The sequence below is a fragment of the Actinomycetospora sp. CA-101289 genome (assembly GCF_050955895.1).
Lineage (GTDB): Bacteria > Actinomycetota > Actinomycetes > Mycobacteriales > Pseudonocardiaceae > Actinomycetospora.
In genome coordinates this window covers 6,132,541-6,143,525 of sequence record NZ_CP192093.1, presented here as the reverse complement: position 1 = coordinate 6,143,525, position 10,985 = coordinate 6,132,541, and the positions used below count along the sequence as shown (strand labels likewise).

The window sequence follows — 10,985 nt, the reverse complement described above, 5'->3', positions numbered from 1 at the left end:
CCGGCACCCCCTCCGTCCCCTGCCCCGGCCAAGGGGGTCGTCCCGGTCCGTCCGCGGGCGCGCGCGTCCACAATCCTGTCCACAACTGTGCACGACGGAGCGCGGACGGAGACGCGTGGGTCCCGGCGAAGCCCCCCGGCGCCCGGGGCGCGGCGTCCACCCGTGGTGGCGGCGCGGTCCGCCTCGGCGGGACCCGCGACCACGGCGGGAGCAGGACGCTAACAAGGCAGCCGACCGGGCCACAACCTCCCCCCGCGCGGCGGTCGCCGACCGGGGTGCTCGTCGGGCACGGGTCACCGGCTACCCTGGACGCGACCGGAGTCGGCGCCCGACGGGCCGCCGGCACTGACCGTGCTGCCGCGATCGCGCGGCGCGTTGGAGCAGGAGAACCCGAAAGTGGCCAAGGGCAAGCGCACGTTCCAGCCGAACAACCGTCGCCGGTCGAAGACCCACGGCTTCCGGCTGCGCATGCGCACGCGCGCCGGCCGCGCCGTGCTGGCCTCGCGCCGCCGCAAGGGCCGCGAGCAGATCAGCGCCTGACCGGCCCGCCGGCCGGGCCGGCGGTTCGATCCACCCGACGGGGCCCCTCCACCCGAGGCGGTCCCGTCGTCGTGTGTCGGGCCGCGCCCACCCACCCCGGCGGCGCCCTGCGGCATCCCCCCGTGCTCCCCCGCCCCCTCCGGATCACCCGGCCCCAGGACTTCCGCTTCGTGCTGCGCCGCGGACGCCGCGCGGGGCGACGCCGGCTCGTGGTGCACGCGCTCGCCCCGTCGGTGGTGCCGCCGACCCCGGACCGCCCGGCCCGCGCCGGGCTCGTCGTCGGCCGCGGGGTGGGCCCCGCCGTCGTCCGGCACCGGGTCAGCCGGCGCCTGCGTCACCTGCTGCGCCCGCGCCTGGCGACGTTGCCGCCGGGCACCGACCTCGTCGTCCGCGCCCAGCCCGCGGCGGCGGACGCCACCTCGGCCGAGCTCGGCGAGGACCTCGACGCCGCGCTCGCGCGGCTGCGACTCACGGACTGAAGAGGTAGTTGCGCTCGGTGTCGACGATCCCCGCGACGGGCCGCCAGCCCCGCGACCAGGTGCGCGCCGTGTACCCCAGCCCGCCCGTGAGCCGGTCGAACAGCTCGTCGGCCCGCACCCCGTACTTGCCGGTGTGCCGGTCCTCGATCTCGAGCAGCAGGTGAGGACGGTGACGGGCGAGCGTCCCGGCGGCACCGTCGAGCAGCGCGCCCTCGGCGCCCTCGACGTCGGCCTTGACCAGGGTGAGCCGCGGGAGCCCGAGGTCGGCGACCACGGTGTCGACGGTCTCGACGGCGACGGTCTCGAGCCGGTGGCCCGCGAACTCGCGGTTCGGGCCGTCGTCCCGGGCGCCGGCGGTCAGGTACGCGCGCCCGTGCACCGGCAGCCCGCGGCGGCGCGGCACCGACAGCTCCGCGGTGCCCGGCGTCGCGCCGAGCGCGAGGCGGTGCAGGCCGACCCAGTCGAGGCCGGCCGCACGGATGCCGAGCTGCAGGGCGCGGTGGGCGCCGCGCTGGGGCTCGAAGGCGTGGACCGTGCCGGTCGGCCCGACGAGGTCGGCGAGCACGTGGGTGTAGAGCCCGAACTCCGCGCCGACGTCGAGGCAGACGTCGCCGGGGCGGACCAGGTCGGCGAGGCCCAGGATCTCCTTCTCGACCACGGTGCCCCGTCGGGCGGCGGCGCAGAGGACCGCGCGCACCGCGCGGGACCGCCGGGTGCCGCTCCCGTTCCTCCTGATGGCGGTGGGGCTTCCGTCGATCGACACGGCGCGGATGCTCCCACGACCCCAGAGGCACCCTGCCGCCACGGTCGCTTCCGGTCGCGCGGGAGGGCACCATGGCGGGGACGAGCGCGACCGGCACCTGCCGAGCCCCCGCAGTGTGCGGCCCGCGCCCCGACGAGGAGGACGGCATCGGTGGACGACCGAGCCCGGGTGCCGGGTCCGTCGGCGCGCCCGTCGCCGGCGGTCCGTGCCCTGGTCGCCGTGCTCGGGTTCTACCAGCGGTGGATCTCCCCGATGTTCCCGCCGTCGTGCCGCTTCCACCCCACCTGCAGCGCCTACGCGGTCGGGGCGCTGCGCACCCACGGGGTCGTGATCGGCACGGGGCTGACCCTGGTCAGGGTGGTCAAGTGCGCGCCCTGGCACCCTGGAGGTCTGGACCCGGTGCCGCCACGCGGCCACCGGACGCGGTGCGGGTGGCCCCGCCGCGCCGCCGACACGGGGGCTGACCCCCACACCGAGGAGCGAGAGTCGTGCTGAACTTCATCTACTACCCGGTGTCGGCCATCATGTGGTTCTGGCACGAGGTGTTCGGCTTCGTCCTCGGACCCGCCAACGGCTTCGGCTGGGCGCTGTCGGTGATCTTCCTCGTCTTCACGCTGCGGGCCCTGCTGATCAAGCCGTTCATCAGCCAGGTGCGCTCGATGCGCAAGATGCAGGAGTTCCAGCCGCAGATCAAGAAGCTGCAGGAGAAGTACAAGAACGACCGCACGAAGCTCGCGGAGGAGATGCAGAAGCTCCAGAAGGAGCACGGCGTCAACCCGCTGGGCGGCTGCCTGCCGCTGCTGGTGCAGCTCCCGGTCTTCATCGGTCTGTTCCACGTGCTGCGCGGGTTCCAGCCGAACTACCCCTACAACTACGTCTTCGACCGGGCCGACATCGAGTCGTTCACCAACGCCGACATCTTCGGCGTCCGGCTGAACGAGGCGATCGCCGGCGGGATGCAGTCGCTCGGCACCTTCTCGTTCAACTTCGGGAACTTCCAGAGCCACGTCGTCCCGGTCGCGCTCCCGCTGATGATCCTGGCCGCGGTGGCCACCCACTTCACCGCACGCGTCTCGCAGCAGCACCAGAGCCCGGCAGCCGCCGCGAACCCGCAGGCCGCGATCATGGGCAAGATCACGATGTGGCTGTTCCCGGCCGGTCTGCTGGTCTTCGGCGCCTTCTTCCCGATCGCGATCCTGATCTACTTCTTGAGCCAGAACTCGTGGACGCTCGGCCAGCAGTTCCTCATCTACCGCAAGATCGCCCGCGAGGAGGAGGAGAAGCGCGAGCAGGCGCGCGAGCAGCGCGACGCCCTGGCGCCCCGCCCGGGCCAGAAGCCGCAGCGCCAGCGCCCGCTCGCCGGTGACGCGGACACGACCGCCGCCGACACCGCCGCCGAGGACGACGTCGTGGTGGCCGACGAGCCCGCCCCGACCACCGGCCAGCCGACCGGGGGGTCCGGGGGCGGCGGGTCGAAGAAGGGCTCGGGACGCCGTGCCCCCGGCAAGCTCGGGCCCTCCCGCGGGGGCGGTGGCCAGCAGCGCCAGGGCTCGGGTCGCCCGGCGCCGGGCAAGGTCGCCCGGGCCAGCGGCAACGGCGCCGGCCAGACGGGCGGCAAGGGGTCCGGCGGCGGGGGCAACGGCTCCCACGGCACGAACGGCTCCAACGGCTCGAACGGCGCCAAGGGCGGCCAGCTCGCCTCCTCGGGCCAGGGCAAGCGGCCCAAGAAGAAGAAGTAGGCGGCGGCGAGGGCCGACGGCGACGCCGCCCGGTCCCCCGCCACCTCAGCCCGGTCGACGTGCGCGACACCTCGCGGCACGGACCGGACCACGGACCCGCACGTCCGCGCGATGCCGGCGCGACACGTGCCAGACAGGCCCCGGCCGGGCCGGGCGGAAAGGGAGACGACGTGTCGGAGACCGTGACGTCGCAGGACGAGGACCAGGAGCAGGACCGGGGGCAGGCGGGGGCGGAGGCGCCCGGCGAGGACGCCACGCGCGCGGAGCGCAGCTCGGAGGACCAGCTGGTCCGCGAGGGCGACATCGCGGGCGACTACCTCGAGCGGCTGCTCGACATCCTCGACTACGACGGCGACATCGACCTCGACGTCGAGGCGGGCCGCGCGGTCGTGAGCGTGGAGGGTGGCAAGGACCTCGAGAAGCTCGTCGGCGCCCGGGGCGACGTCCTCGAAGCGCTCCAGGAGCTCACGCGTCTCGCGGTGCAGCAGTCGACCGGTGCGCGCAACCGCCTCATGCTCGACGTCGCCGGCTGGCGCTCGCAGCGGCGCTCGGAGCTCACGGACCTCGGGCGCCAGGCGGCGCAGGAGACCAAGGACACCGGGCACAGCCAGCGCCTGCGCTTCATGACGCCGTTCGAGCGCAAGATCGTGCACGACGCGGTCGCGACGGTCGGCGGGGTCCGCAGCGAGAGCGAGGGCGAGGAGCCCCGCCGGCGCGTCGTGGTCCACCCGGCGGGCTGACCGCCGTGCCGACGGGACCCGCGGCACCGCGCCGCGCCACGGGCGTTCCACGTGGAACGCGACGGTGAGCACGACGGAGAACGACGACGTCCCCGGGGCGGTCGATGCGCCGGCGGTGCCCCCGACGCCTGCCGTGGCGGCGGAGGTCTTCGGTGACCGCCTGCGCGCCGCCGAGCGCTACGTCGAGCTGCTCGCCGGCCCCGGGCACGCCCAGGGCGTCGTGGGGCCGCGCGAGCTGCCCCGCCTCTGGGACCGCCACGTGCTCAACAGCGCGGCGGTCGGCGAGGTCCTGCCGGAGGGTGCGGGCGTCGTCGACATCGGGTCGGGCGCCGGGCTCCCGGGCGTCCCGCTGGCCCTCGCGCGGCCGGACCTCGAGATCACGCTCCTGGAGCCGATGGCACGGCGCGTGGCGTGGCTCGAGCGGGTCGTGCAGGAGCTCGGGCTCGCCGTGACGGTGGTGCGCGGCCGGGCGGAGGAGCGCGAGACGCGCCGGCGTTGCGGCGAGAGCGACGTGGTGACGGCCCGCGCCGTGGCCCCGATGGGGCGATTGGCGACCTGGTCGCTCCCCCTCGTGCGGCCGGGTGGGATCCTGGCGGCGATGAAGGGCGCGAGCGCCGAGAGCGAGGTCGAGCGTGACCTCAAGGAGATCCGCGCGGCCGGCGGTGAGGACTGCCGGGTCGTGCGGTGCGGCGTGGGAGACGCGGCCACCACGGTCGTGCTGGTAAGCCGGAGCGAGCGACGTGGCACGTCCCCCGGTTCCGGACGCCGCGCCCGCAGCAGGAAGGATCGAGTCCGTGACTGAGCGACCGACGTCCACCCCGACGGGTCGAGCTGCCCTCCGCACCGTCAGCGAGCGACCCGTTCCACGTGAAACGCCGCGCGACCGGCCCTCGGCGGAGAAGGTGCGCGAGGCCGTCAGCGACGCCGCAGCCAGCGTGGGCGCCGGCGTCCTCGGTGCCGGCGAGGTGCTCTACCCCGCCGGCGACGAGGGCATGACGCCGATCGCGGAGGAGGCGGCGCGGGCCGCCCGGGTCCTGCACCCCGAGGACCACCGGATGCCGCGCCCCGCCGAGCGACGCATCATCACCGTCGCCAACCAGAAGGGCGGCGTCGGCAAGACGACCAGCGCGGTCAACCTCGCGGCGGCGCTGTCGCTGCACGGGGCCCGGGTGCTGGTCGTCGACCTCGATCCCCAGGGCAACGCGAGCACGGCCCTCGGCGTGGACCACCGCAGCGGCACGCCCTCGATCTACGAGGTCCTGCTCGGCGAGATGACCATCGACGAGGCCGCCGCGGTGTGCGACCGCTCGCCGGACCTCCTCTGCGTTCCCGCGACCATCGACCTGGCCGGCTCGGAGATCGAGCTGGTGTCGATGCTCAACCGGGAGTCGCGGCTGAAGAACGCGCTGACGACGGAGGCGCTCGACCGGCTCGACGTCGACTACGTGATCATCGACTGCCCGCCGTCGCTGGGCCTGCTGACGCTGAACGCGATGGTCGCGGCACCCGAGGTGCTCATCCCGATCCAGTGCGAGTACTACGCGCTGGAGGGCCTGTCGCAGCTGCTGAACAACATCGCGCTCGTGCAGTCCCACCTCAATCCCGGGCTCCACGTGTCGACGATCCTGCTGACGATGTACGACGGGCGCACGAAGCTCGCCGACCAGGTGACGTCCGAGGTGCGCAACCACTTCGGCGACGTCGTCCTGCGCACCGTGATCCCCCGCAGCGTCAAGGTCTCCGAGGCGCCCGGCTTCGGGCAGACCGTGCTGACCTACGACCCGGGCTCGCGCGGGGCCATGAGCTACCTCGACGCGGCGCGCGAGGTGGCTGCACGGACGCGACGCCGGGCCGAGACCGCGGAGGGGGCGCGATGAGCGAGCGCACGGAGCGACGCGGCGGGCTGGGACGCGGGCTGGCCGCACTCATCCCCACCGGTCCCCCGGAGACGCCCGCCGCCGGGCCCGCCCCGTCGCGCCCCGGGCTCGGGGCGCGCGCCGCCGACGTCGTCATCGGCGCCCGGCGCGACGAGGAGGCCCCGCCGGCCGCGGAGCCGTCGGCGGCCGCCCCGGAGAGCGCGGGGGAGGTCGCCGGCGCCGTGTACCGCGAGGTCCGGCTCGACGGGATCCGCGCGAACCCGCGCCAGCCGCGGCAGGTGTTCGACCCCGAGGCGCTCGCCGAGCTCGAGCACTCGATCCGCGAGTTCGGGCTGCTGCAGCCCATCGTCGTGCGCGAGCTCCCCGAGCCCGAGCCGTCGCCGGACAGCGGGGCGACGCTCACCCACGAGCTGGTCATGGGCGAGCGCCGCTGGCGCGCCGCCCAGCTGGTGGGGCTCGAGCACATCCCCGCGATCGTGCGGCACACGCCGGACGACACGCTCCTGCGCGACGCGCTGCTCGAGAACATCCACCGCGTCCAGCTCAACCCGCTCGAGGAGGCGGCCGCCTACCAGCAGCTGCTGACCGAGTTCGACGTGACGCACGAGCAGCTCGCCGAGCGCATCGGCCGCAGCCGGCCCGCGATCACCAACACGATCCGCCTGCTGCGGCTCCCGGTCGCCGTCCAGCGCCGCGTCGCCGCCGGGGTGCTGTCCGCGGGCCACGCCCGCGCGCTGCTCGGGCTCGAGGACGCGGGCGCGCAGGAGGAGCTGGCCGCGCGCATCGTCGCCGAGGGTCTCTCGGTGCGCGCCGCCGAGGAGGCCGTGACGCTGGCGCGCGGGGCCACCCCGCCCACGGCGAAGAAGCCCGCCCGTCGGCCGATGCGCGCGCCGGGCCTCCAGGACCTCGCCGAACGGCTGTCGGACACCTTCGACACCCGCGTCAAGGTCGAGCTCGGACAGCGCAAGGGTCGGATCGTCGTCGAGTTCGGCTCGGTGGACGATCTGGAGCGCATCGCCCGTCTGATGGGCCGGGACCCCTCCTCGGGGCCCCCACCCCAGGAGTGATCGTCGGTGCGCCCAGCGTTCATCTGGGGGCGCCCTGAGATCGACGCTGCCGTACGGGGTGGCGGTGGATTCGTCCGGCCGGGGGACCCCGTGGCCGGGAGGGTCGGCGGGCGAGGACCGTATCCTCCTCGCCGGAGAGTCGTCGGGGAAGGCGGAACGCGTGACGCGGACCTGTGTCGGGGTCACCCTCGACAACATCGAGGAGCTGCCCAAGCAGTGTCGCCGCTGCGTCTACTGGGAGATCCCGCCGCACCTCGCCGACCAGGCCGAGGACTTCGGGACCCTCGAGCTCGAGAAGGAGGCCTGGGTCAGCGGCGTCCTCCTCGAGTGGGGCTCGTGCGGGCGCATCGCCCACGTCGACGGCGTGCCGGCCGGGTTCGCCTTCTACGCGCCGCCCTCGGTGGTGCCGCGGGCCGCGGCGTTCCCGACCGCCCCGGTCTCGCCCGACGCCGTCCTGCTCGGCGGCCTGCACGTGCTGCCGGACTTCGCCGGCGAGGGCCTCGGCCGGCTGCTGGTCCAGGACGTCGTCCGTGACCTCACCCGCCGCGGGGTCAAGGCGGTCGAGGCGTTCGCCGACGACGCCGAGCGTCCCCGCGCCGAGGCCCACGGCCGGACCGAGTCGGGCACGCCGACGTGCGTCCTGCCCGCCGCCTTCCTGCGCGGCGTGGGCTTCAAGACGGTGGCGCCGCACCCGCGCTGGCCGCGGCTGCGCTTCGAGCTGCGCACCGGCTTCAACTGGAAGGAGGACGTCGAGGCCGCCATCGCCCAGATGCTGGGCACGGTGACGATCTCGACGGCCCCGGCGGCCGCGCCGGCCCCGGCAAGAGCCACCACACGGTCCTGATGCTGCGATGCCGACCTGCGGCTGACTGCTACACCCCGGCGGGGCGGTTGTGCTCGCGCTGCAGGACCTCGGCCCAGGTGAACGTGCCGGTGGGCTTGTCGTCCTGCCCGAGCAGGTAGAGCCGCTTGACCGCGACGAGGAGCCCCTCGGCGACGACGTCGCGGAAGCCGGGGTCGAGCAGGGCCGCGCGGTCGCGGTCGTTGGTGAGGTAGCCGATCTCGACGCGCACGGCGGGCATGCGCGTGAGGCGCAGCAGCTCCCACGGGCGCCCGTGGACGCCGCAGTCGAGCATGCGGGTGCGGGCCAGCAGCTCGCGGTGGATGAACCCGGCGAGGGCCTCGCCGACCGTCGAGGTGGCGCCGTTGCCGGTGCCGAAGTGGAACGCGGCGAGGCCGTTGGCCGCCGGGCTGGCGTTGGCGTCGACGTGCAGCGACAGGACGACGTCGGCGCCCGCGGAGTTGGCGAACCCGGCGCGCTCGGCGTCGGTCGGGCAGTCCTGCGGGCCGTGGGAGAGCAGGGCCTCCATGCCGGCCGCGGCCATGCGTCCCTCGAGGCGGCGGGCGATGTCGGCGACGACCCCGGCCTCGGTGACCGCGTCGGGCCCGGTGCCCACGAGCACGCCGCGGTCGGCGCCGCCGTGGCCCGGGTCGATGACGATGCGCTTGCCGGACAGGCGCGGGCCGGCGCGGTGCAGCCGCTCCTGCTCGCGCAGCAGGCCCGGCCGCCCGCCGGTGACCTTGCGGCCCAGGTAGCCGAGGTGGCGCAGGGTGCGGGGCCCGCACATGCCGTCGGGGCTCATGCCGTAGTCGCGCTGGAAGCTGCGCAGGGCCTGCTCGGTCTGCCGACCGAACACGCCGTCGGCGCGCCCCGAGTCGTAGCCGAGCTCCAGCAGGCGCTCCTGCAGCGCGAACACGTCGTCGCCGGTGAGCGGCGACTGCGTGTGGAGCAGCAGCATCCGGTCGCCCAGGGCCCAGCGGGCGTCGCGCAGCGCGCGGTACGTGGCGGGCCCGACGATGCCGTCGGTGATGAGGCCCCGCTGCTGCTGGAAGATGCGCACGGCCTGCTCGAGCACGTCGTCGAACAGGACGGGTCCGGGCCCGCCGGGCTCGACGATGCCCATCTCCTCGAGGGCTGCGCGTACCTCGGCGACCGGCGGGCCGGCGTCACCGCGGCTCAGCAGCTGCATGCAGTTCGCTCCCGAAGAGTCCGCGCCCGGGTCCGGACGCCCGGTGTGGTCGCGCCTCACTGGGTTCTCATTGTGCCCTGCCGGGCGCGCCTGGCCGTGCAGCGGGGCGTCGGGGCGGGTCACGATCCGGCGGCGCCGGCCGGACACACGACGGCGCCGGGCGGTCACCCGCGAGGGGTGTCCGCCCGGCGCCGGGGCCGAGCCGTGCGATCCGGGATGAACCCGGCACCGCTCACTCGATGGTCAGTTGATGACGTCCGAGAGGTCGTCGAGCAGCGCCGACTTCGGCCGGGCACCGACGATCTGCTTGACCGGCTTGCCGCCCTGGAAGACGAGCAGCGTCGGGATCGACATGACCTGGTAGTCACGCGCGGTGGCGGGGTTCTGGTCGATGTCGAGCTTGGCGACGGTCAGCTTGTCGCCGTGCTCCGCCGCGATCTCCTCGAGGACCGGGGCGACCATCTTGCAGGGGCCGCACCAGGTCGCCCAGAAGTCGACGACGACGGGCTTCTCGCTGCCGAGGACCTCGTCGGCGAAGGTGGCATCGGTGACGTTCACGGGCACGCTCATGGCGGCCTTCCTTCCGGGGATGGACGGTTGTCGGTACGGCGGATCAGGACGGGGCGGGGACGGCGTCGCCCGCGGGCTCGGGCGAACCCTCGTCGACGGAGCCGCCGGTGGCACCGCCGGTGCTGCGGGCGGTCGCCGGCCCTACGGACGCGAGCCCGTCGACCAGGGCCCCGTTGACGCCCGGGGTGGGCGGCGGGGCGGTGTCGCGGGTGTTGTCGGGCTGCTCGGTGAGCCAGCGCTCGGCGTCGATGGACGCCTGGCACCCGCTGCCGGCGGCCGTGATCGCCTGCCGGTAGGTGTGGTCGACGAGGTCGCCGCAGGCGAACACGCCGGGGACGTTGGTCCCGGTGCCGGGCAGGGCGACGCGGACGTAGCCCTCGTCGTCGGTCTCGACGACGTCGCGCACGAGCCCCGAGCGCGGGTCGTGGCCGACGGCGACGAAGAAGCCGGAGACGGCCAGCGTCTCCTCCTCGCCGGTCAGCGTGTTGCGCACCCGCACACCCTCGACAGTGGTGTCGCCGAGGACCTCCTCGACCACCGTGTCGGTGCGGATCGTGATCTTCGGGTCCTGGCGGGCCCGCTCCAGCATGATCCCGGAGGCCCGGAACTCGCTGCGCCGGTGGAGGATCGTCACCGAGCGGGCGAACCGGGTGAGGAAGGTGGCCTCCTCCATCGCGGAGTCGCCGCCGCCGACCACGACGATGTCGTGGTCGCGGAAGAAGAAGCCGTCACAGGTGGCGCAGGCGCTGACGCCGCGGCCGAGCAGCCGCTCCTCGCCGGGGACGCCGAGGTAGCGGGCCTGGGCACCCATCGCGAGGATGACCGCGCGGGCGCGGTGGTCGGTGCCGTTGACCCGCACCGACTTGACGTCACCGCGCAGGTCGACCGACTCGACGTCCTCGGGGCGCAGGACGGCGCCGAAGCGCTCGGCCTGGCGGCGCATGCGGTCCATGAGCTCGGGGCCCTGGATCTCGTCGGCGAAGCCCGGGTAGTTCTCGACGCCCGTGGTGGTCATGAGGGCACCGCCGAACTGGCTGCCCTCGAAGACGACCACGTCGAGCTGGGCGCGCGACGAGTACACCGCGGCGGTGTACCCGGCCGGGCCCGAGCCCACGATGATCACGTCGTGGATGGTCTGGTCGCTCACGTGGGCGTCAACGCTCGGCACGCCCCGAGGATT

13 protein-coding genes are annotated in these 10,985 nt (G+C 74.7%); 9 read left to right on the top strand and 4 right to left on the bottom strand.

Annotated features, from left to right (window positions below; genetic code table 11):
* Window positions 1-396: 396 nt before the first annotated feature.
* Together rpmH and rnpA are read left to right on the top strand one after the other, a co-directional pair.
* Window positions 397-540 carry a 50S ribosomal protein L34 gene (rpmH, locus tag ACQPX6_RS30450; protein WP_285658377.1) on the top strand — a complete coding sequence of 48 codons (144 nt, stop codon included), beginning with the start codon at window positions 397-399 and terminating at the stop codon, window positions 538-540.
* Between the two features lie 122 nt (window positions 541-662).
* Window positions 663-1,019, top strand: coding sequence for a ribonuclease P protein component (gene rnpA / locus ACQPX6_RS30445; protein WP_433784587.1), 357 nt, complete (start codon window positions 663-665; stop codon window positions 1,017-1,019).
* On the opposite strand, the gene ACQPX6_RS30440 is transcribed toward rnpA, so the two are convergent.
* On the bottom strand, window positions 1,009-1,782 hold the full coding sequence (locus tag ACQPX6_RS30440) for an FkbM family methyltransferase (protein WP_433784586.1): 774 nt from the start codon (window positions 1,780-1,782) through the stop codon (window positions 1,009-1,011). The two genes, rnpA and ACQPX6_RS30440, sit on opposite strands and share 11 nt — an antisense overlap.
* A gap of 150 nt (window positions 1,783-1,932) precedes the next feature.
* Between ACQPX6_RS30440 and yidD the strand changes: the two genes are divergently transcribed.
* The 7 genes from yidD (at window position 1,933) to ACQPX6_RS30405 (ending at window position 8,049) form a co-directional block, all read left to right on the top strand.
* Window positions 1,933-2,277 carry a membrane protein insertion efficiency factor YidD gene (yidD, locus tag ACQPX6_RS30435; protein ID WP_433784585.1) on the top strand — a complete coding sequence of 115 codons (345 nt, stop codon included), beginning with the start codon at window positions 1,933-1,935 and terminating at the stop codon, window positions 2,275-2,277.
* Window positions 2,271-3,521: a membrane protein insertase YidC gene (gene yidC / locus ACQPX6_RS30430; RefSeq protein ID WP_433784583.1), complete on the top strand. Its 1,251-nt coding sequence runs from the start codon at window positions 2,271-2,273 to the stop codon at window positions 3,519-3,521. Before yidD ends, yidC begins: the two co-directional genes overlap by 7 nt.
* Window positions 3,522-3,691: 170 nt before the next feature.
* Window positions 3,692-4,261 carry a protein jag gene (locus ACQPX6_RS30425; protein ID WP_433784582.1) on the top strand — a complete coding sequence of 190 codons (570 nt, stop codon included), beginning with the start codon at window positions 3,692-3,694 and terminating at the stop codon, window positions 4,259-4,261.
* A gap of 115 nt (window positions 4,262-4,376) precedes the next feature.
* The gene (gene rsmG, locus ACQPX6_RS30420) at window positions 4,377-5,063 is read left to right on the top strand and encodes a 16S rRNA (guanine(527)-N(7))-methyltransferase RsmG (RefSeq protein ID WP_433788406.1); all 687 of its coding nucleotides are present in this window, start codon (window positions 4,377-4,379) and stop codon (window positions 5,061-5,063) included.
* A 190-nt stretch (window positions 5,064-5,253) separates the two neighbouring features.
* Window positions 5,254-6,138, top strand: coding sequence for a ParA family protein (locus ACQPX6_RS30415; protein ID WP_433788405.1), 885 nt, complete (start codon window positions 5,254-5,256; stop codon window positions 6,136-6,138).
* Complete coding sequence (locus ACQPX6_RS30410; protein ID WP_433784580.1) at window positions 6,135-7,205, top strand: ParB/RepB/Spo0J family partition protein; 1,071 nt, start codon at window positions 6,135-6,137, stop codon at window positions 7,203-7,205. Before ACQPX6_RS30415 ends, ACQPX6_RS30410 begins: the two co-directional genes overlap by 4 nt.
* Before the next feature lie 160 nt (window positions 7,206-7,365).
* Entirely contained in the window at window positions 7,366-8,049 is a 684-nt protein-coding gene (locus ACQPX6_RS30405; RefSeq protein ID WP_433784578.1) for a GNAT family N-acetyltransferase, read from the top strand.
* 28 nt (window positions 8,050-8,077) lie between these two features.
* On the opposite strand, the gene ACQPX6_RS30400 is transcribed toward ACQPX6_RS30405, so the two are convergent.
* From ACQPX6_RS30400 to trxB, 3 genes are all read right to left on the bottom strand, one after another.
* Window positions 8,078-9,235 (bottom strand): N-acetylmuramoyl-L-alanine amidase, encoded by a 1,158-nt coding sequence (locus ACQPX6_RS30400; RefSeq protein WP_433784576.1) that lies wholly within the window; start codon window positions 9,233-9,235, stop codon window positions 8,078-8,080.
* 243 nt (window positions 9,236-9,478) lie between these two features.
* Window positions 9,479-9,805 carry a thioredoxin gene (trxA, locus tag ACQPX6_RS30395; protein ID WP_433784574.1) on the bottom strand — a complete coding sequence of 109 codons (327 nt, stop codon included), beginning with the start codon at window positions 9,803-9,805 and terminating at the stop codon, window positions 9,479-9,481.
* Window positions 9,806-9,848: 43 nt separating this feature from the next.
* Window positions 9,849-10,952, bottom strand: coding sequence for a thioredoxin-disulfide reductase (gene trxB / locus ACQPX6_RS30390; protein ID WP_433784572.1), 1,104 nt, complete (start codon window positions 10,950-10,952; stop codon window positions 9,849-9,851).
* Between the last annotated feature and the right edge of the window lie 33 nt (window positions 10,953-10,985).